This window comes from Myxococcus guangdongensis (assembly GCF_024198255.1).
Taxonomy (GTDB): domain Bacteria; phylum Myxococcota; class Myxococcia; order Myxococcales; family Myxococcaceae; genus Myxococcus; species Myxococcus guangdongensis.
The window spans coordinates 94,614-115,256 of the sequence record NZ_JAJVKW010000023.1 but is presented as its reverse complement, the minus strand read 5'-3'; the positions used below and the strand labels follow the sequence as shown (position 1 = coordinate 115,256).

Sequence of the window (20,643 nt, the reverse complement as noted above, 5' to 3'; positions counted from 1 at the left end):
GGCGGGGAGGGGGGTGTCAAACCAACAACCCCCCAGTTATTCAGTGGTTACCGGAGAGCCGGGCATTGGCATCCCGCAATCGGGCAGCCAGGCTTCGCGCGATGTTGACGACGACGAAGGTGAACCCGTCGGGGTGGGTCTGTCGGAAGACGCGCAAATCCTGGGCGGTGAGCTGGAGCAGGAGGGCGTCCGTGTGCGCGCGCACGGTGGCGGAGCGGTGGTCCTTGTCGATGAGGCCCATCTCCCCGAAGAACTCGGGGGGAGACAGCCGCGCGAGCGGATGCAGCGACCCGTCCTGGCCCCTGCGGGCGACCTCCACCTGGCCCCGGATGAGGAGGAAGAGGCTGTCGCCCAAATCTCCCTCCTCGAAGATGACCTCGCCGGCCGTGTAGTGGAACGTCCGCGCCAGCTCGGCGAGGCGGGACAGCTCCTCGGGGGCGAGCATCTCGAACAGCGGTGAGGCGGCGATGACGGCCAGCTTCTCCATGGTCCCCTCGGAGCCCGGGCTCGGACGTGGAGCCTACCCCGTCGGCGAGAAGACGAAGGGGTAGGAAACGGTGGCGTCCGAGTCGGGCTTGAAGGGGAACACCCAGGCGCGGATGGCGGCGCGGATGCAACTGGCCACGGCCTCGTTGCCGAGCGTGTTCTCGTCGATGTCGAAGTCGCCCACGCGCCCCGAGGGGGTGATGGAGAAGCGCACCACCACCTTGCCCTTGAGGTTGGGGTTTCGCTTGAGCTCCTTCTCGTAGCAGCTCTGGATGGCGCCCTTGCGCGCGCGCACGTAGCGGGCGAGCGCGTCGCGGTCCACGTCGGAGCTGTCGACCTCCGGGGCGGCGTCCTGCACGCGGCCCTTCACGTCGACTTCCTTCTTGGTGCCCAGGTCGACCTTGCCGCCGCCCTGGGTGCCCAGCTCGCCGATGCCCGTCACGGTGCCGGTGCCGCCGCCGCGGGGGCCGTTGCCCTTGCCCACGGAGGCCTCGTTGGCCACGCCCACGCCGCCGGCGCCCTGGAGGGCCGCGACGATGTCGTTGCCGCCGTTGGCGCCGCCCAGCACGTCCTGGAAGGCGCCGGTGCCCGAGCCCTTCGAGCCGAGCATCTTCAAGAGGCCCTTGTCGGAGACCTTCTTCACCATCTCCGCGTGGTGCTCGGCGGCGGCCCGGGTGGCGGGCTTCGCTTCGGCGGGCTTGTCTCCGGCGGCCTCGGCCGTCTTGGGCTCTTCCTTGGGGGCCTCGGCGGGGCCGGGCGCGGTGGGCTTGGGCGTCTCGATGGGGCGCTGGGGGATGATGGCGCGCACGAAGCGGTCATCGAGCTGATCCAACGCGAGCTCCTGCTCCTTGGGCGCCTCGGCGGAGAGGATGATGGCGGCGCCGGAGAAGTGGACCAGGAGCGAGATGGCGAGGATGCCGAAGAAGACGCGGTCCATCGTCTTCCAGCGGCTGACGCGCACGTCCGAGGGGAGGAGCGGACGGTCCTCCTCGGCGGGGGGCGTGACGAACTGGAAGAAGAGGGTGGCGTCGCCCAGCTCCACCTTGCCGCGGGCGGTCTCCTGCAGCGGCAGGACGTAGAGGTCGCCGCGGCGCGAGGCGAGTCCCTGGGAGCGCAGCGCATCGAAGTCCACGTCGGAGGAGCCGAGGTTGACGCGGCCCTTCATGGACTCGTTGATGACGAGCTGGAACTGCTGGCCCTGGTTCTCGAAGACGCTGAAGCGCGCGGGCCTGTCGTCCGAGGCGGGCAGGACGATGGTGTTGCGCGCGTCGTGGCCGATGGTGACGGTCTCACGTCGGACGTGGTGCTCCTCGACGATCTGGCCGTTCTGGATGAGGCCGACGCGGAGCAGCTTGGCTGGCGAAGGGGCTGCCATGGACTAGAAGGGCTCCTGCTCGACGCTCTTCTCGACCTTGGGCACGAAGCTCTCCGTGCGGTTGAGTTCGTCGAAGCTCAGGTTGGAGCGGGGGAGGATGTAGAAGGCCTGGGGCTTCTGGATGCGTCCCTCGACGGTGAGCGCGTCCAGGCGGATGACCTTGCGAGGGGCCTTCTTCGCGGCGGCGGCCTCGGTGGTGGCCGAGGTCTGCTGCGCGGTGCTCGTGGCGGAGGACTTGTCCTGTGCGAGCACGGGCCCGGCGGCGAGCAGCACGAAGAGGGTGAGAAGGGCACGCATGGAGGTCTCAGTTCCTGTCGTCGGCCAGCTTACCCGAGCCGGCCTTCGCGGGCGTGGGGGCAGGGGGGCTCTCGGCCGGAGGAGGAGTGGCCTGGGTTCCAGGCTGGGACACCGCGCTGGGGGCGGTGGTTCCGGGTGTCATGGGTGACCGGGCCGAGTCCGTGGGGGCGTGTGTGTCGGACTGGGCGGGAGGGGGCGTGGGGCTCGCGGGGGAGGTCGTCGATGCGTTCGCGGCCGGCGCGGTCACCGTGGCATCTGGGGCCTGCTTCGCGGCCTCTTTCTGCGCCTTCTCCAACTCGGCGGCCTTGCGGAGCTGATCCTTGCGCTCGCGTTCGAGGCGCCGCTCCTCACGCTCGATGCTCTTGCGCGCATCCTTGGTGTACTGGGGGATGCGGTCGTCCTTGCCGCCCTGGGCCTCGTAGCGCTCGAAGTAGGTGAGCGCCGTCTTGTATCGCCCGACGGGGTCCCCGCCCGGGGGCTCCACATCGAGGTACAGGATGGCGAGGTTGAACAGCGGGTCGGGCTGCTGCGGGCGCAGCTCGAGTACATGCTCGTAGGCGGCCTTGGCGCGCTCGAAGTCGCCAGTGCCTCGGTAGGCATTGCCCAGGTTGAGGCGCGCGGCGGCGAAGTCTGGAGCGGACCGCACGGCGGCCTCCAGCTCCGTCACCGCGGCGGCGTAGTCCTGTGCCTCGTTGAGCATCGCGCCGAAGTTGTTGCGAGCCTCGGCGAAGTCGGGCCGCAGCCTGGCGGATTCCTTGAACTCCTCCAGTGCCTGCGGCCTGACGTTCAGCGCCAGGTACACCAGCCCGAGCGCGTTGCGGGTGGCGGCGTCCGCGGGCGCGATGTCGCGTGCGTTCTCGAGCACCATGCGCGCCAGCTCGTGCTTGCCCTCGCGGTAGTACACCTGCGCGAGGACCTGCATGGCGTGAGTGTGTCGCTCATCGCCCTTGAGCGCGCGCTTCGCCTCGGTGGCCGCGGGCTCCAGCTTCTTCTGCTGGAGCAGCGTGACGGCCAGCGCCGTGCGCAGCGTCACCGAGTCCTGCTTCGTCTCCAGGAGCCCGCGCAGCTCCGTCTCCAGCGCGGCGGAGCGGCCCGTGCGGCCGTACAGGCGCGTCAGGCAGTCCCACGCGGACTGTTGCTCGGGTGCGAGCGCGAGCGCCTGGCGATACGAGCGCTCCGCGTCATCGTGCTTGCCCAGTCGCTCCTGGACGATGCCCAGGTTGGTCCACGCGTAGTCGAGCTTCGGCTCCTGCGTCACCAGGGCACGCAGCGCTGTTTCGGCCGCCGTCAGCTCGCCCGTCCGGGCGATGGCCACTGCCTGGTCGAAGTCCTCGGCGGCGCTCCGACGAGGCGGCTCGACGACGGGAGGTGCCTTCGCCACCGTGTCCTGGGCGATGGGCGCGGACGCATCCTGCGTGGGACGTGTCTCCGGCGCGGAGGTGCACGCGGACAACCACAGCCCCGATGAGAGGAACAGCGCGGTGAGGGCCGAGGCCCCGGGCGTGCGTGGCACGAAGCTCACGGCGGAGCCCCTCCAGTGATGAGGGCAGCGGATCTGGGCGCGCGTGGCAAGAAGCTCGCGGTCTGGCCACCTACGGCGGTGAGGACCGAGTCCCCAATCGTGGGAGCGATGACGCTCATTGCCCGGGACCCTCGGTGGTGAGGGTGGCGGACCCCTGTGCACGTGGCATGCGGCTCACGGCCTGGGGCCTTCTGGCGGAGAGGGCAGCGAACGTGGGCGTGCGCGGCATGACGCCCCTGGTTTGGCCACCTCCGGCGATGAGGGCCGAATCCTCCGGCAGGTGCCGCGTGACGCTCACTGCCTGGGGCCATTCTCTGGCGGAGAGGGCAGCGAACGTGGGCGTGCGCGGCATGACGCCCCTGGTTTGACCACCTCCGGCGATGAGGGCCGAATCCTCCGGCAGGTGCCGCGTGACGCTCACTGCCTGGGGCCATTCTCTGGCGGAGAGGGCAGCGAACGTGGGCGTGCGCGGCATGACGCCCCTGGTTTGGCCACCTCCGGCGATGAGGGCCGAATCCTCCGGCAGGTGCCCCGTGACGCTCACTGCCTGGGGCCGTTCAACAGTGAGGGCCGAGACACCGGCGAGGGGGCCCGGGAGGCGCACGGTCTGGCCACCTCCGGCGGTGAGGACCGCACGTCCTGGCGTGAGAGGCATGCCGCTCACGGCTTGGCTCCCCCGGTGATGCGGCGCTCGTCTTCGGGAGAGGGTCGGGGCGGGCCGCTCACGTGGCCGATGAGTCCTTCCGGATAGGCGGCCTCGGACGCGAGGGCCTGCTTGGGCTCCTTGAGCACCGGGTACTCCTTCGGACGGAAGCGGTTGAGGGCCTCCAGCGTGCGCCGGGTCCACTCGTTGGACACGCGATTCTTCCGGGCCTCCGCGAGCGCCACCGCGTAGCTCTCCACCGCGGCGTCCTCCAGCTCCGCCGTGTTCTGTGCGAGCAGGTCCTGGTACGTCACCACCGCCTCTTCACCCAGCCGCTTCACGTCCGGCGGCACGGGCGTCTCGATGATGGTGTTCGCGAAGCGCTCCAGCGCATAGCCGGACCGATAGGCCGCCGCGAGAGACCACTCGAGCTGCTTGTACGGATACACGCGCGCGTACGCGTCCTTCACCGTCTTCACGCCCGCGCGCTTCACCGCGAAGCTGCGCACCAGCGTCTTGCCCCAGCCGCCAATCTTCAGCTTGTCGAACTGGCGAAGCTGCGCCTCCGCCAACTGGAAGCGTCCATATGCCGCCGCGTTCGCCGCGAGCGGATGCGTGTCCGGCTTGAGCTTGCGTCGGTCGAACTCGTTCGCCGCCTGGGTGTAGTCCTTCTGCGCCTGCTTCTCGTTGCCGAGCTTCTGGTTCGCGTCACCCATGCGCCGGTGGGCGTCCACGACCAGCTCCACCTGCGCGGACTTGTTCGCGTACTTGCGCACGAACTCCTGGAGCGCGCGCACCTCGCCGCGCGCATCCCCCTGCTTCTCCAGCAGGACGGCGGCGCGGTACTGGTTCTTCGGCGCGTCCTCGGCGGAGGGGAACAGCTCCGCGTAGCGGATGAACGTGGCCGCGGCCTCCGAGTAGCGCTGCTGCCCCTCCAGCAGGCGCGCGGTGTTGAAGAGCGCCGCCTCACGGTCCTTCGACTTGGGGTAGTCCTTCACCAGCTTCTGGTAGCTGACGACGGCCTTGTCGAAGTCGTAGGACTTCTCCGCGTTGACGGCCACGCGGAACAGCGCCGCGTCCGCGAGCGGAGAGGACGGGTACTCGCGGTAGATGCGCTCGTAGAGCTTGAGCGCGGAGTCGAACCGCCGCGTGTTCTCGTGGGCGACGGCCGCGTTGTTCAGCGCCTTGTCCGCGAACTCGTGCCGGGGCGCCTCGTCGACGAGCTGCGTGTACTTGCGCGCCGCCTCCTCGTACTTGCCCTCGGCGAGCAGCTGGTCGGCCAGCTTGAAGCGGCCCGCGAGCTTGAACTTCACGAGCTGTTGGTGGAGCTCGCTGGACGGCTCGATGACCTGCGCGTTGCTGGCCAGCCGGGCGCTGACCTCCTCCACGCTGCGCCAGTCCTTGTCGATGAGGAAGGACTCGACGGTGAGGTTGGTGGCGTAGCGGGCCACCTCGTTCTTCGGCCACGTCTGGATGATGCGCTCGAAGCGCTTGCGCGCCTCGGGGAAGTCGTCGTGCGCGTAGTACAGCTCCGCGGCCTTGTACGCGATGCCCGGCGCCTTCGCGTCGCGCGGCAGCAGCGCGGCGTACCGGTCCGACGCGGACACCAGCTTCGCCTCCGTGGGCGTCAGCGGCACGGGCTTCACCGCGGAGCCCTCCGGCCGCTCACTGGAGCGCAGCACCTCGAGCTTCGGCGCCTTGCCAGCCTGCTGCTCCTGGGCGAGGAGCTGCTGCCACGCGAGCACCGCGCTGTGCGCCGCGTCGTCCCGGTGCTTCACGCTCTCGCCGGTGTCGCGCACCCGCTCGTAGGCCTGCGCGGCCTCGGCGAACTGGAACGAGAAGTAGAGGCACTCGGCGTAATAGAAGCGCATCTCGCCCGCGCTCTTGCTGCGCGGGAAGCGCTCCAGGTACGTGCCATACGAGCGCGCCGCGGTGGCGAAGCCCGCCTGTGCCTGCTCGAAGCGGCCCTCCTTCTTGAACACCAGCGCCTGCTGATGGTGGAAGGTGGCGGTGGTGTAGAGGCTCTTCTCGACGAGCGTGGTGGCGCGGGAGACCGCGTCCGGGTCGCCCATGTTCTTCGAGTGCCACGCGGTGCCGGGCTGATAACGGGTGGCCAGCTTCTCCGACTCGGCGAAGGACTCCGCCATCATCCGGTCGCGCTCGTAGGACTGCACGATGCGCTGCTGGAGCTCGGGCGCGTCGGGCGTCAGCGGCTCCTTCTCCAGCACCTGGCGATAGGCGGCGATGGCGGACGCGTAGTTCGTCTGGTCGAAGTACACGTGCCCCAGGCGGCGGTAGACGTCCGCCTCGTAGGGCCGCCCGGCGCGCCGGGTGAACAGCGACTTCGCGCGCGGCAGTCCGCCCCACGTCTCGTCCGCGAGCGAGATGGCCACGTACTGGAGGGCCTCGTCGCGCAGGTCTCCGCCCACCTCGGCGTTGCCCTGGGCCACGGCCTGGGCCTGGTAGAAGTCCACCAGCGTGAGGAAGGACTCCACGCCCTCGTCGAATCGGTCCATCCGGTAGTACGTCCAGCCCAGCTTGTAGAGGGCCTTGTCGTAGAGCGGATGGAGCGTGTCGCGGGAGGCGGCCTCGAAGGCCTGCGCCGCGCGCGGCAGCGCCTGCGGGTCCTTGTAGTTCTCGAACCAGTACTCGCCGATGCGCACCCACGCCTCGGTGGCGAAGCGGCTGCGCGGATAGCGCGCGATGAGCTGTTGATAGGCGAGGAAGCTCTCCTCCACCTGCTCCTGTTCCTCCAGGCAGTAGCCCAGGAGGTAGGACGCGCCATCGTTGAAGCGGTAGTCCGGATACTCCTTCAGCAGCCGGCGATACAGCGCGATGGAGTCCGCGTAGTCCTTCTTCGGCTCCACGGGGAACGCCGTGCCGTCGGGGTTCTTGTCGTGGATCTCCAGCCGGTCGCGATACTCCTTCATCGCCAGCTGGTGCTCGTCCTGCGAGCGCTCGTAATAGAGCTCCGCGAGGCGGAACATCACGTCGGGCGTGTAGCGCGGCTCGCTGGGGTAGCGGCGCAGGAACTCCTCGAAGCGGACGATGGCCTCCATCCGCTCCTTGCGCTCCTGGGCCTCGAAGTCACGGATGACCTTCTCGTACGAGGACGCGAGCGAGTCCCGCTTCTGCTCGTACCGGTGCTCCATCAGCCCCTGCACGTCGCGGCTGAACTCGCGCGACTCCTCGTCGTACGTGCGCAGGGCGCGACTGACGTCCTGGAGCAACAGCTCCTCGTCCGGCGAGCGACCCAGGCCATTCAGGTAGTCCCGCGCGGGCGCACCCGAGGGGCTGGGGGCCTGCGGGTCCGACGGGCTCGTGGCCTGGGCGGGAGCCTCCGTCGCCTGGGCGGCGGCGGGCAGCGAGGCCAGGGCGAGCAGCACCGCGAGAACGCGCCGCATCACCGGCTCTCCTCCGACGTGAGCACGTCCCGGAAGTCGGCGTCGAGCGCGCGCAGGGCCTCGGCCTTCTGCGCGGAGACCTTCTGGATGGACGTCGTCTTGTCCTGCTTCTCGGTGAAGGCCACGTCCACCACACCCACGTCCGCCTTGAGCACCAGGTCGTAGAACTGTCGACGCACGCGCCGGACGCTGTCGTACGCGATGCGGCCCACGAGCTGCTTCGCGTTGCCGGCCACCGCGGCCACCTCGGCCTCGTAGCGCTCGAGCAGCTGCTGCTCGGCCACCACCTTCGCGCGGATGCGCGTGGCCTTCTTCTCCACACGTCCACGCAGCGCGCCCTGGGCCTGGGCGACACGGCCGCGCAAGGCCTCGCCGCGCTGGCGCACCGCATGCGCGCGCGCCGTGATTGCTGAGGGCGCCTGTCGTCTCTCGACCTGCTCGAGCACCTCATGCTCCGCTCGCAGCGCCTGCGCGAACCGGCCGCGGATGGCCTGCTCCCCGGCGAGGGCCGCCGCCGCGCCGTTGCGCTCATCGGCGAGCCGTCCGCGCGTGCGGTCCAGCTCCCCCTGCAAGTCCTTGAGCGTCTGGACCTCGGCCTGGAGCTGCACGAGGAACTCCTGCTCCTCCTCGGGAGGTGTCTGCCGGAGCAGCCGCGTGTCATCCACCCACTTGCGCACCGCCGCCGCGACGGCGTGCAGACCCTGCACCTCCGCGCCCAGTCGGAAGGCCTCGCGGTCCACCGCGTCCACGCGCGCCTGCATCCGCCGCAGCCGCTCCTCCAGCTCCTGCTGCGTGGCGGGCATCGAGGCGAAGCGGACGGCCAGCGCCTCTCGCTCACGACGCAGCGGCGCGAGCCGGGCGCGCTCGTCGGCGGTGAGCGAGGACTCCAAGGACAGTCCCTCCAGCTCCACCAGCGAGGCCTCGACCTGGATGCTCGCCGTCTCCACGGAGTCGGACAGCGTGAAGCCCTCCTGGAGCTCCGGGAAGGTCTGCAGCTTGCGCGTGTCCAACGCCGTGAGGATGCGCGCGGCCAGCTCCCGCGCCTCGAGCGTGCCCTTCCGCCCCTTGTCGATGTCGCCCACCGTCTTCATCGCGCTGCTCACCTCGCGCTCGGTGGAGGCGTACTTCAGCGCCAGCGGGGGCAGCACCGTGCGCACGTCAGGCACGGAGTCGGTGCGCGCCAGGAGTCGCTCGAAGTACGCCACCGGGTCACGGTTCGCGCGCAGGAGCACATCCACCTTGTCGCGCTCCGGGCGGAAGGTGCCGATGAGCTCGTCGTACGACGCGATGGCCTCCTCGTACCGCTTGAGCTTCTGGAGCAGGTGGCCGCGCAGCAGCTTCGCCTCGGGCGCGAGCTTGGACTCGGGCGACACCAGGAGCAGGATGTCGACGGCGTTCTTGGCCTCCTGGTGGTTGCCCTTGCGCACCTGGGTCCACGCGATTTCGTAGAGCGACTCCGGGAACGACTCGCTCTCCTGCGGCACCCGACCGTACCAGTCGAGCGCCTCGTCGAAGCGGCCCGCCTCGTACAAGAGGCGTCCCAGCGACATCAGCGCCAGCTCGCGGATGCGCTCGGTGTCCGTGTCCGCCGTGGCGCGGACCTGGGGCTTGCCCTGGGTCTTCGGCGCCGTCGTCACGGCCGAGCCCTCCACGGGCGTGAGCAGCTGCTGCAACTGGAGGATGGCGATGGGCAGCTCACCCGCCTGCATCGACAGCACCGCCATGTGGTAGCGCGCCTGCAACTGGTAGGGCCCGCCATGGGCCTGGGCCAGGGGCGCGAAGGCGGCCCTCGCGTGGGCGATGCGCTCGGAAGGCGCCAGGTCCGTGCGACGGAAGAGCCGCTTCGCGTAGACGTACTGGATGTCCGCCGGGAGCTGTCCGCCGAACAGGCCGCGCGCCTGCTCCACGTAGGTGTCCACGTCGTCGTAGAGGTTGAGCCGGCCGCTGATGGCCAGGTAGCGCGCGAGCGCGTCGCGGTGGCGCGGCGAGGGCGTGGGCAGCGACAACAGCTCGCGCAGGTACAGCCGCGCGCCCACGTCGTTCTTCTGCTGGTACAGCGCGTCCGCGAGGAAGTAGAGCGCGTCCGCGTACCGCGGGTGGCTCCGGAACTCCGGGTCGCTCACCAGGTCGTAGAAGTGGACGGAGGCCGCGGTCCAGTCGCCCAGGAGGTACTGAATCTCCGCGTCGGAGTAGCGGCGCACGCGCGCCTGCGCCTCGTCGGGCTCCGGCTGCTGGCTGTACTTCGACTCCACCTGACGAAGGCTCTCCTCGGCGAGCTGGAGCTGGCGCTCCACCGTCGTCAGCCGCTGCTCCAATTGCTGCGCCGTGGGCGGCGGGGGAGGGGGAGTGTCGGCCCGGGCGACAGCGCCACCCGCGAGGCCGAGCACCAGGGCGAGTGCGCGAAGCGACACGTTCACCGGCGGGCCCCTACCGCGCTTCAGTGGAGGTGGTGGCCGGGGGGCTCGTTTCCGCTTCGCCATCGATGCGGGGCGCCGCGTCGCGCGACAGCTCGATGTCGTAGCGCACCGCCGGCCGGTCCTTGTGGTCCGTGGTGACGCCGCCCTGCTCGAAGCCCACCACGCGCACCGTGGACACCTTTCCCGGCTCCGCGTTGAAGGTGTAGCTGGATTGCACCTTGAACTTGTAGCCCTCCACGTAGCTGAACACGCCGAAGCCGTTGCCTCGGTACACCAGCCGCACCGCGAGCTGATGCTGGCCCGGGACGATGCGCCCGTTGAAGACCTCGAACTGCTCGCGCTTGGCCAGCTCGCCCTGCAAGTCCAGCTGCGTGAAGATGGGCGCGCCGTCGAGCGCGTACGTCACCGACTCCAGGATGAAGGAGCCGCCCATCTCGTTCTTGTGGACGATGTGCGCCCGCGCGCCCGTGGTGACGTCACCGCCGAGCACCGTCTCCTGGAGCAGCAGCAGCCGCGCCTTGGAGCGGTAGATCTTCTCCTTCAGGTCGACGACCTGCTCCTCCAGCGTCTTCACGCGCGCGTTGAAGGCCTCGTCCGCGGTGCTGTCGCCCTCGGGCGCGGGGACCTGGGCGGCAGCGACTGGCGGCTGCGCGGAAGAGCGCGACTCCTGCGCGAGCGCCGACCCACAGAGGGTGGCGCTCACGAGCGCGAGGAGTCGGAGGGTGGCTGCGACACGCACTGTGCGACCTCAGGAGGCGGACGGCCCGGCCCGTCGGCAGCAGGTTGTAACACCCTTGACCGCGGGGCGTCTCGTCACCCGCGGTGCAGGAGCCGGTTGCCCGGCCGCTTCCTCGTCAGCCGCCCTTCTTCAGCTCGGTGAGCACCAGCTTCGCCACCGCCTTGAGCGTGTCGAACACGCCCACACCCGTCGGAGCAATCGCCTCGTACTTGGGGATGTTCCGCGGGTTGAGCGCCTTCTGCATCTCATCCACCGTGACGGCGTTGGGCAGGTCGCGCTTGTTGTACTGGATGACGTACGGAATCTTGTTCAGGTCGTAGCCCTGCTCGGCCAGGTTGATGCGCAGGTTCTCGAGCGACTCCATGTTCGCCTCCATGCGCTCGATCTGACTGTCGGCCACGAAGACGACGCCGTCGACACCCTTCAAGATGAGCTTGCGGGAGGCGTCGTAGAACACCTGACCGGGCACCGTGTAGAGGTGGAAGCGCGTCTTGAAGCCGCGAATCTCGCCGAGCGACAGCGGCAGGAAGTCGAAGAAGAGCGTGCGGTCCGTCTCGGTGGAGAGCGAGATGAGCTTGCCCTTCGTCTCGGCCGCCGTCTTGTTGTAGATGTACTGGAGGTTGGTCGTCTTCCCGCAGAGACCCGGCCCGTAATAGACAATCTTGCAGTTGATTTCGCGGGATGAGTAGTTGATGAAGGACATGGCTTCCCGGGTTACTCGCTGAAGAGGTTGTCGATATCGTCGTCGGAGATCTCGGCGAACGGCGACCCGGCACCCGGGCTGTCCGTCTTCTTCACCAGACTCTCGAAGATCTTCGTGAGCTCGTCGCTGGCCTTCTTGATGCGCAGGCGGACGAGGCCCAGGCTCGTGCGGTTGTCGAAGATGACGACCAGCACCACCCGGCTGCCGACAATCGTCATGTAGAGCGAGTCCTTGGCCCCTTCGTGGAACTGGTTGGGGAACTCGTTCTCACCGATCAACTTGGCGAGCCCGCCCATCGCCGCCACGTTGCCGGCCGTCAGCGAGGCCAAGGACGTGGTGTCGATGTTCTGCGTCTGGCCCGCGGAGGAGATGAGCTGCCCGTTCTTGTCGACGAGGAAGACCACCTTCGCGTTCGCGTCCTTGGTGAGCCGGTCGCAAACGGCGTTGATCTTGGTGAACTCCTCTTCGTACATCACCAGTTGCGTGCCCATGGGCGTATGCGCTCCTCAGCGTTCGCTCGTCCCTCTCACGGTGCCACCCCGTTGTTTCTGGAGTGAATCCCGGAGGTTAGACGAGGCGCTACCGACCGTCAGGATGCTTAGCAAAGCCCCTCCACCACAGCAAGAAGCCATCCGTTCCTGGCGGTGAGAACGAGGATGTCCCGGGCTTGTCCGCCCGCTTCGGACCCTCCGGAAGCCCCGGTCAACCCCCTTCAGGACCTTTCTGGAGGCCCTGAGGGCACCGGTTTGGGGGTGTTCGCGGCTTTCTCTATACTCCGCCGGGCTTTGACGCCCCCACGCCTCCTTGCCCCCATCCTGGCGCGTCTGGCGCCCTTGCTGTTGGTGCTGGTCGCTGCTCCGTCCGTCCGGGCGGAGGAGGTGCGCGAGCGAGCCTCGCTGCGCCTTCGCTACGGCATTGCCCTTCGGAACGGACAGCAGGCCGATGTAGGGCCTGGGCTCACCTATGACGGCTTCACACCGAATGATCTGGCGGTGATGGGGACGGCGTGGGCGGGTTCGTGGCTGGGCGGGTGGGCGTCGGTGCAGCGGGAGGGGTTCGACCTGAAGGAGGACTCGGTGCGGATCACCGGCGGCAGCCTCCTGCGGGCGTCGGTGGGGCCCCGGGCCCGGGCCTTCCTGGGGCCGGTGCGCGCGGAGCTGGGGGCGGGCTACGGGTACGCGCAGCTGCCCGTCTTCGGCACCTCGGACGAGCCGGTGCTGGCGCGGGGCGTGCGGCACGCGGCCCTGGTGAGCGCGAGCGTGCGGGTGCCGCTCTTCACCCGGCTGGCGGTGGAGGCGCGCGGCGAGGTGCCGGTGTCCCTGTCGGTGAAGGACGCGGCGGGCACGAAGGCGGAGGCCAAGGGCTTCGCCGCGGGCGGCGCGCTGTTGTTCCCGCTGACGGGCGGCGGGAGCTGGTCCGGGACGGTGCTGCTGGACTTCCAGCACGTGCAGGACACGGTGACGCTCGCGGATGGCTCGCGCTCCGAGCAGCGGATGCGTCGGGTGGGCGCGGCGCTGGAGCTGGCGTGGAACGACGCGCCCTCCGCGCCGGCCGTGCCACCGCCGCCTCCACCTCGGGTGCCGATGGGCACGCTGGCGCTCCAGTTGTTGGACGCGGAGTCGGGCGCGCCGCTTCCGGCCGCGAAGGTGGTGCTCGTCGCCAATGGTGTGGAGGGCGCGCCGCGCGAGGCGGATGCCCAGGGCAATGTGGAGGGCGTGGAGCTGCCGCCCGGAGACGTGCTGGCGCGGGTGAGCGCGGAGGGCTACGCGCCCGCCGAGGGCCGCGTCACATTGGAGGACGGTGGCCGCGTGGCGTTGGCGGTGCGCGCGCGCAAGCTGCCGCCGCCCACGGGGGGGCTCAAGATTTCGGTGGTGAGCGCGGGCAACGGCGTGCCGCTGCCCGGGGTGCGGTTGATGGTGGGCGGCGTGGAGGCTCGCACGGACCTGCGCGGTGAGGTCCACGTGAAGGAGCTGCCGCCGGGGCCCGTGGCCGTGGTGGCGACGTCCCAGGGGTACCGCACGGCGGAGGAGGCGGCCATCATCGTCGCGGGACAGCAGACGGCGCTCTCGGTGCCGCTCGCCTCCGAGCGCAAGGGCGAGCCCGCGACGCTCACCGGACAGGTGCGCAACGCGCGCGGTGGCAAGCCCATCGCCGCCACGTTGCTGATTCCCCAGGCGAAGGTGAAGGCGCGCACGGATGCGAAGGGGGCGTTCACCTTCAAGGTCCGCGGTGGCACCTACCGCATCACCATCTCCGCGCGTGGGTTCTTCACGCAGTCGAAGCTCGTCACCTTGAAGGACGGCGAGCAGGCCATCTTCAACGTCGATCTCTTCCCGAGGCAGAAACGGTGAGCAACACGTGTCCCTGGCTCCTGGCCCTCCTGCTCGTCGTGTCGGGTTGCGACGATGAGGCGGCCACTCCAGTCCCCCCTCCCGTCGAGTCCGCCGCGGCCCCCGACTCGGGCCCCGCCGTGGAGCTGGCCCGACTGGAGGGCCTGTCCGGCGACGTGCAGGTGGAGCGTGGCGGCAAGAAGCTCCCCGCCCAGGCGGGCCCGCTGTACTCCGGCGACGCGGTGGAGACGGGGGCTTCGGGCGCGGCGACCTTGAGCTTCCCGGACGGGCGTTCGGTGGAGGTGGGCGCGGACGCCCGCGTCGGCGTGGGGCAGGACTCCGGCGGCGTGGTGCTGACGGTGGAGCGTGGAATCGTCTTGTCGCGCGTGCCCGCGGGGGCTGCGGCCGGGAAGAAGGTGTCGCTCACGCTGCTGACGCCCTTCGGCCTCACGCGCGTGGGCTCCGAGCCCAGCGAGGTCTCCGTCCAGGTGACGAAGGACTCCGGCCGCGTGGAGGTGAAGCTGGGCGCCATCGAGTTCGTGGCGAAGGACGGCAAGCAGCTGCGCGCGTCCGAAGGCGACTCGGTGGAGGTGTCCGCGGGCCGGGCGGAGCTGATGCTCAAGGGCTCTCGATGGGTGGAGCTTTCGCCCATCGACGTGACGGTGCGGGTGGGCTCGGGCCGCGCGGAGCTGCGCGGGAAGGACACGAAGCGCTGGAGGTCGGTGCGCGCGGACGGCGAGGTGCTCTCGCCCGGTGACGGCGTGCGCACGCGCACGGGCGGCTCGGTGGACCTGGCGCTGAAGGACTCGTCCTCGCAGCTCACCCTGGGGCCCTCGGCGGAGATGGTGCTGGAGGGCGCGGGGCAGGGCGGCACGCGCGACGAGGCGCGGATGGACCTGCGCCAGGGCCGGCTGGGGCTCCAGCTCGCGCAGGGCCGTCAGAGCCGGGTGGTGCTGGCGGGGCTCACCTTGGAAGGTGACGGGGCCTCCCGGCTGGCGGTGCGGCGCACGGGGTCGGGCTATCTGGTGGACGCGCAGACGGGGCGGGTGACGCTGGTGCGCGGCGAGGCGCGGCAGCCGCTGCGGGCGGGTGAGCGGGCCATCGTGTCGGGTGAGACGGGCGAGGCGCGCATCGAGTCGCTCGGCCCCGCGCCGCTGCTGCTCGGCGCGGGAGACGGCGCGGAGGTGTACCACCAGGACATGCCCGAGGTGGCCTTCGGCTGGGAGAAGGAGGGGGAGGTGACGGTGGAGGTGGCGACGGACGCGGAGTTCTCCAAGCCCCTGCTGACGGGCACGGTGTTCCAGCCCTTCGTCAACGTGCCGGCGCCCGCGCGAGGGACGCTCTTCTGGCGGGTGAAGGGCAAGGACGGCCAGGAGGTGGCGAAGGGCAGCGCGGTGTTCGCCCCGGAGCGCCTGGGCCGGGACTTGGACCGGGTGCGCAACGTGGTGCCGGAGGGATTGGAGAAGACGACCATCTTCTACCAGGACAAACCGCCGGCCGTGACGTTCACCTATTCAGAGGAGACGTCGGCGGCGCGCTACCGGGTGGCGGTGTATCGGGCGGGCGCGTTGGACACGCCCGTGGCGGAGCGCACGGTGACGGAGGCGCGCGCGGCGTTGGATGCGGGCGCGCTGAGCGAGGGCAGCTACCTGTGGTCCGTCACGCCGCTGTCCGAGACGGGTGAGCAGCTGAAGGGGGGCCGGATGAACAAGCTGGAGCTGGTGTACGACAACTCGGTGCCGATGCTGCTCGTGTCTCAGCCTCGCCAGGGACAACGCTCCGCGGCGAAGGTGAGGGCCACGGGCGTGGCGCCGGTGAACGCGCGCGTGTCCATCAATGGACGTCCCGCCAGCCTGGATGGCAAGCATCGGTTCGACACGTGGGTGGAGCCGGTGGGCTCGCCCCCGCTGCTGATGTTTAGAATGACGCGACCCGGTGCTCCGGATGTCCACACGGTGCGCACCCTGAAAGAGCGAGGGCCCTGAGGATGTCTCCCCCCCAGACGACACAGCCCGGCTCCGGCACCGAGGAGGCTCCTCCGCCGCTGCTGCGCCCGTACGGCCCCTATGTCCTCGTGCGCAAGCTGGCCGAGGGCGGCATGGCGGAAATCTTCCTCGCCAAGCTGCTCGGCGCCGACAACTTCGAGCGCAACGTGGTCATCAAGCGGATGCTGCCGCACCTGTCGAACATCCCCGACTTCGTGGAGATGTTCCGGGACGAGGCGCGGCTGGCCGCGAAGCTGTCGCACCCCAACATCGTGCAGATACAGGAGCTCGGCTTCACCGAGGGCTGCTACTACATCTGCATGGAGTACCTCGCGGGCGAGGACTTCTCCACGACGCTGCGGCTGGCGGGACGGCGCCGCGCGTACCTGCCGTTCCCCATCGTGCTGCGCGTGCTCATCGACTCGGCGCGCGGGCTGCACTACGCCCACGAGTTCTGCAACGAGATGGGGCAGCCGCTCAACGTCGTGCACCGCGACATCTCCCCGTCGAACCTGTACCTGACGTACCAGGGGCAGGTGAAGGTGCTGGACTTCGGCATCGCCAAGGCCGAGTCGAGGCTCGCCAACACGCGCACCGGCGTCGTGAAGGGCAAGTACATGTACATGGCGCCGGAGCAGGCCAAGGGGCAGGGGGTGGACCGGCGCGCGGACATCTTCGCGCTCGGCGTCAGCCTGTACGAGGCGCTCACGCACGTGCGGCCCTTCTCGCGAGAGAACGACCTGGCGGTCCTCAACGCGCTCCTGCACGGCGAGTTCAAGCGTCCGCGCGAGCTGCGGCCGGATTTGCCCGCGGCGTTGGAGGCCATCGTCCTCAAGGCGATGGCGCCGCTGCCGCAGGACCGCTACCCCACCGCGGAGGCCTTCGCCGAGGACCTGGAGGCGTTCCTCGGAGAGCACCTGAGCGCCGCGGGGACGCCGCAGCTCGGCGCGTTCCTGCGCAGCCACTTCGGTGAGGACCGCTTCACCGAGCGCACCCGCATCCCCACGCTGTCCTCGCTCTCCGCCGCGCTGGGCGTGGTGACGCAGGCGACGGGCGTGGTGGAGATGGGGACGGACGTGGTGGGGGCGCCCTCCTCCGCGACGGGCAGCACCGACGTGGCCACGGCGCGCGGTTGGAGTGCGCGCTCGCCGGCGTCGTCCTCGGGGCTGGTGCCAGCGGCGACGAAGACTCCGGCCACCGAGTCGGCGCCGATGCCCGCGCCTGTCGCCGCGCCCCGTGCGCGCGGCTGGCGTCCGCTCGTCGTCGGGCTCGCGGGTGGGTTGTTGCTCGCGGGGGTGGGCATCGTGGGCTACGCGCGACTGGTCGCGCCGGTGTCCGCGGGTGTCGTGCCTCCCGCGGCTCCTCCCATCGCCGCTGTCGCGCCGGCTGAGGCCCCAGTGCCTCGGGAGCCTGCGCCTTCGACGGAAGCTGTCGCAGCGCCCGCGCAGCAGGCCGCGGTGCCCGTGTCGCCGCCACCTGTCGGGACACAGCCTCCCGAGGGGATGGCGCAGGGGACTGGAGGCGAGGCGGGCGCGGTGGGGAGCCGGCTGTCACCACCGCCTCCCGTGGAGGACGCGGCGGAGGGCAAGTCGGTGAAGAGCACGGCGAAGAAGAAGGTGTCGCTCAGCGTGGCCGACATCTCTCGCGTCGTGGCGCAGGGGCGCTCGCGAATCACCGCGTGCTTCGAGAAGAACCGCAAGGACCTGCCGTCGAGCGAGGGCCAGGTCCAGGTGGAGTTCTCCATCGCGTCGACCGGCAAGGCGCGGGCGAGCGTGAGCGGGGCGCTGGCGGGGACGGGCGTGGGCCGCTGTCTCCAAGCGCAGGCGGAGCGGCTGCGCTTCCCGGCGCATGTCGACGGGGAGGTGAACGCGGTGGTGCCGTTCGCCTGGCGGCTGACACCGTAGGAAGCAGCACGGCGCCGGGAGCTCCCGGCGCCGGAGCATAGGCCTAGAGGTCGCGGCGGGCGGACAGCGCCTTCGCCAGCGTGGCCTGGTCGGCGTACTCGAGGTCACCGCCCATGGGCAGGCCCTGGGCGATGCGGGTGAGGCGCAGGCCCATGGGCTTGAGCAGGCGCGTCAGGTAGAGCGCGGTGGCCTCGCCCTCGACGTCCGGGTTGGTGGCGAGGATGAGCTCCTCCACCTGACTGTCGCTGAGGCGCTCCAACAGCTCCTTGATGCGGAGCTGGTCCGGGCCCACGCCCTCGAGCGGGGACAGCACGCCGTGCAGCACGTGGTAGCGGCCCTTGAACTCGCGGGTGCGCTCGAGCGCCATCAGGTCCGCGAAGGTCTCCACGACGCACAGCACCCGCTCGTCACGGCGGTGGTCCCGACAGAAGCCGCACGTCTCCGTGTCCGTGAGGGAGAAACAGCGCACGCACAGGTGCACCTTCTCCTTCACCTCGCGGATGGCCTGCGACAGCTCGGAGGCGTACTCGCCCGGAGAGCGCAGGATGTGGAACGCGAGGCGCTGGGCGGTCTTCTCCCCGATGCCTGGCAGCTTCGCGAGCTGGGCGACGAGGCGGTTCAGCGGATCGGGAGTCATCCGGTATCAGGTAACGCCGGGGATCTTGATGCCGCCGGAGATTTTCGCGAGCTCGCGCTGCATGTGCTGACGGCTGCTCGCCAGGGCGGCGTTCACCGCGGCGGTGATGAGGTCCTCGAGCATCGACGTGTCGTTCGGGTCGATGGCTTCCTTGTCGATCTTGATGCTGCGGATCTCCTGGATGCCGTTGGCCACGACGGTGACGCGGCCCTCGCCGGCCTTGGCCTCGACGGTCTCCTCGGCCAGCTGCTGCTTGCGCTCTTCGATCTTCTCCGTCAGCTTGTTCGCCTGCCGGATGAAGTAGTTCAGGTCGACGCCGGGCATGTGCTTCCTCGGTACGGGCGTGGAGTGTGGCGCGCACCCTAGCGTTGCGCGCGTCCATTGTCAGGCGCTGTCGTCGGGGGCTTCGACAGGAGCGTCGGCGGCCGAGGCGGCGGAGGGGCGCTCGGGCTCGTAGATCTGGATGTGCTCGATTTCTCCACCCAGCACCAGGAGCACGGAGCGGACCGAGGCGTGGTTCCGCACCTTGCTCTCGGTGTTCTTCTCATGGGTGGCGCGGCTCTGCGCGTCGCGCTCGGCGAGGCTGGGCGCGGCCCGGGAGTCATCCGCGGACACGTCCTGGAAGGACAGCTTCACGGGCCGGCCGAAGTGCTCGGCCAGGAGCTTGTCGATGGTGGCCTTGCCCGCGGCGGCGGACACCGACATGCGGTGCAGGCCCGCCGCGGGGAGGTAGCCGAGGATGATCTCCCCGGCCTTCATCGACATGAGCCGGCCGTTCGCGAGGGCGGTGCCGTGGCGCAGGGAGCCCGCCTTCACGGACTCCACCGCGGCACGCCAACGCTCGATGAGCGGCAGGTTGGGGTTGTCGCGCCCGCGCGCCACGGGGGGAGGCGAGGCGGCCACGGGAGGCGGCTCGGGCTCGGGTTCCGCGACGGGGGCCTCGGGCTCGGGGATGCATTCGCCGGAGGCGCAGCCGCCAGGGGAGGCCTCTTCTGGATAGAAGCGCGATTCCTCGTCGCTGTCGCCGTAGGGCGGCGGCTCGGGCGGGCCGGGCGGCGGCTCGGGCTTGCGGACGTTGATGACGCGGACGGTGGGCGCCGGCTCGGTGGTGCGGGAGAGCGGGGTGGCGCCCGCATGCGGGCCGGGCGGGGCGATGGGCTGCTGCGGGGCTGGTGCCGCCGGGGGCGTGGGCGCGGGAGGGCCGTTGCGCAGGAAGGACAGGGGGCGCGCGGCGGACGGGGGCAGACCCTCGAGGACGGGGCCCGAGGGCAGGGGATTCTCGACGGGGTAGGCGGCCGGTGGCGGAGCGTCCGAGACCGCCTGGGCGCCGCCGCCGTTGCGCAGGAAGGACAGGGGGCGCGCGGCGGAGGGGGGCAGCCCGGCGATGACCGGCCCGGTGGCGGGGACGGGAGGGGCGGCGCTGACGGAGGGCGGAGGCGTCCACGCGCCCGCGGCTGGCTGGGGCGCGGGGACTTCACGCACGGCCCCGTCATGTCGTGGCGGCGCGATGTTGGCGGGTGGCTCGTCGGATGCGTCCCCGCTGTGTCGCGGCAGGTCGATGTCCGGCGGTGGCTCGGGCTGGTAGTCGGCGTCGTCGTAGCGAGAGGCGCCGGAGCGCTGCGTGTCGAATGACGCGGGCGCATCGAACCGAGACGTTTGCGTGGGGCGCGCGAAGTCTCCCGCGGACTGCTGTCCGGACGCAGGAGCCGGCGCATCCCAGGGAGGGCCCGACGGAGTACGTGCCGTCGCCCCAGGGGTGGGCTGTCCCGTGGATGACCCAGGAGCATCCCAAGGTGGGCCCGAGGGAGCACGTCCCGTCATTCCGACGGGGGCATGTCCCACAGGCGCGCGGGACGCATCCGATGGACCACCCTGAGGCGATGCCGACGGCCCTGCGTGCGATGAACCCGCGGAGCTGCTCGTCCCGCTCTGCGCGACGGATGGCGCACCGTCGAACGCGCCACCCATCGGCCCGCGAGCCGACGCTCCGTGGGCCGACGACGGGCTTCCGTTGACCGCCACCCCCTGCGGATCCACGCCGCCATTCGGCGACTGCTGCGCCGAAGGCATCGCCGTGGACGCGCCATCGTTCGACGGCGCTCCCGCGGAAGTGCCCACATGCCTCTGCGTCGAGACGGGCTGCTGTCCCGCAGTGGGCGCAGCTCGACCCATCTCCCACGGACGAGGGGTGGGCGCGGCTT

General features: G+C 70.4%; 15 protein-coding genes. 3 read left to right on the top strand and 12 right to left on the bottom strand.

The window, feature by feature from the left end; genetic code table 11:
• Nucleotides 1-40 precede the first annotated feature (40 nt).
• The 9 genes from LXT21_RS42195 to mglB all read right to left on the bottom strand — a co-directional run bounded on the left by LXT21_RS42195 (nucleotide 41) and on the right by mglB (nucleotide 12,077).
• Nucleotides 41-487, bottom strand: coding sequence for a cyclic nucleotide-binding domain-containing protein (locus LXT21_RS42195; RefSeq protein ID WP_254043904.1), 447 nt, complete (start codon nucleotides 485-487; stop codon nucleotides 41-43).
• Nucleotides 488-520: 33 nt separating this feature from the next.
• Nucleotides 521-1,861: an AgmX/PglI C-terminal domain-containing protein gene (locus tag LXT21_RS42190; RefSeq protein WP_254043903.1), complete on the bottom strand. Its 1,341-nt coding sequence runs from the start codon at nucleotides 1,859-1,861 to the stop codon at nucleotides 521-523.
• Nucleotides 1,862-1,864: 3 nt separating this feature from the next.
• Nucleotides 1,865-2,158, bottom strand: a complete 294-nt coding sequence (locus LXT21_RS42185) for a hypothetical protein (RefSeq protein WP_254043902.1) — start codon at nucleotides 2,156-2,158, stop codon at nucleotides 1,865-1,867.
• A gap of 7 nt (nucleotides 2,159-2,165) precedes the next feature.
• Complete coding sequence (locus LXT21_RS42180; protein WP_254043901.1) at nucleotides 2,166-3,680, bottom strand: tetratricopeptide repeat protein; 1,515 nt, start codon at nucleotides 3,678-3,680, stop codon at nucleotides 2,166-2,168.
• Nucleotides 3,681-4,340: 660 nt separating this feature from the next.
• Nucleotides 4,341-7,727, bottom strand: coding sequence for a tetratricopeptide repeat protein (locus LXT21_RS42175; RefSeq protein WP_254043900.1), 3,387 nt, complete (start codon nucleotides 7,725-7,727; stop codon nucleotides 4,341-4,343).
• On the bottom strand, nucleotides 7,727-10,138 hold the full coding sequence (locus LXT21_RS42170; protein WP_254043899.1) for a tetratricopeptide repeat protein: 2,412 nt from the start codon (nucleotides 10,136-10,138) through the stop codon (nucleotides 7,727-7,729). Before LXT21_RS42170 ends, LXT21_RS42175 begins: the two co-directional genes overlap by 1 nt.
• Nucleotides 10,139-10,154: 16 nt before the next feature.
• Nucleotides 10,155-10,883 (bottom strand): dihydrolipoamide acetyltransferase, encoded by a 729-nt coding sequence (locus tag LXT21_RS42165; protein ID WP_323395710.1) that lies wholly within the window; start codon nucleotides 10,881-10,883, stop codon nucleotides 10,155-10,157.
• 115 nt (nucleotides 10,884-10,998) lie between these two features.
• On the bottom strand, nucleotides 10,999-11,586 hold the full coding sequence (gene mglA / locus LXT21_RS42160) for a gliding-motility regulator Ras-like GTPase MglA (RefSeq protein ID WP_046712132.1): 588 nt from the start codon (nucleotides 11,584-11,586) through the stop codon (nucleotides 10,999-11,001).
• An 11-nt stretch (nucleotides 11,587-11,597) separates the two neighbouring features.
• Nucleotides 11,598-12,077 (bottom strand): gliding-motility regulator GTPase-activating protein MglB, encoded by a 480-nt coding sequence (gene mglB, locus LXT21_RS42155; protein WP_002637270.1) that lies wholly within the window; start codon nucleotides 12,075-12,077, stop codon nucleotides 11,598-11,600.
• A gap of 351 nt (nucleotides 12,078-12,428) precedes the next feature.
• Here mglB and LXT21_RS42150 point away from each other — a divergent pair, with 351 nt between their 5' ends.
• From LXT21_RS42150 to LXT21_RS42140, 3 genes are read left to right on the top strand one after another with little or no spacing between them, the layout of a single operon-like run.
• A complete protein-coding gene (locus LXT21_RS42150; RefSeq protein WP_254043938.1) occupies nucleotides 12,429-13,937 on the top strand; it encodes an MSCRAMM family protein in 1,509 nt (502 codons plus the stop codon).
• Entirely contained in the window at nucleotides 13,934-15,901 is a 1,968-nt protein-coding gene (locus LXT21_RS42145) for a FecR family protein (protein ID WP_254043897.1), read from the top strand. Before LXT21_RS42150 ends, LXT21_RS42145 begins: the two co-directional genes overlap by 4 nt.
• A 2-nt stretch (nucleotides 15,902-15,903) precedes the next feature.
• Nucleotides 15,904-17,805 (top strand): protein kinase domain-containing protein, encoded by a 1,902-nt coding sequence (locus tag LXT21_RS42140; RefSeq protein ID WP_254043896.1) that lies wholly within the window; start codon nucleotides 15,904-15,906, stop codon nucleotides 17,803-17,805.
• A 43-nt stretch (nucleotides 17,806-17,848) separates the two neighbouring features.
• Here LXT21_RS42140 and recR read toward each other — a convergent pair whose 3' ends face one another.
• From recR to LXT21_RS42125, 3 genes are read right to left on the bottom strand one after another with little or no spacing between them, the layout of a single operon-like run.
• The gene (gene recR / locus LXT21_RS42135; RefSeq protein ID WP_254043895.1) at nucleotides 17,849-18,442 is read right to left on the bottom strand and encodes a recombination mediator RecR; all 594 of its coding nucleotides are present in this window, start codon (nucleotides 18,440-18,442) and stop codon (nucleotides 17,849-17,851) included.
• Between the two features lie 6 nt (nucleotides 18,443-18,448).
• A complete protein-coding gene (locus tag LXT21_RS42130) occupies nucleotides 18,449-18,766 on the bottom strand; it encodes a YbaB/EbfC family nucleoid-associated protein (RefSeq protein ID WP_046712137.1) in 318 nt (105 codons plus the stop codon).
• A 60-nt stretch (nucleotides 18,767-18,826) separates the two neighbouring features.
• The gene (locus LXT21_RS42125; protein ID WP_254043894.1) at nucleotides 18,827-19,924 is read right to left on the bottom strand and encodes a DNA polymerase III subunit gamma/tau; all 1,098 of its coding nucleotides are present in this window, start codon (nucleotides 19,922-19,924) and stop codon (nucleotides 18,827-18,829) included.
• Nucleotides 19,925-20,643: the final 719 nt, after the last annotated feature.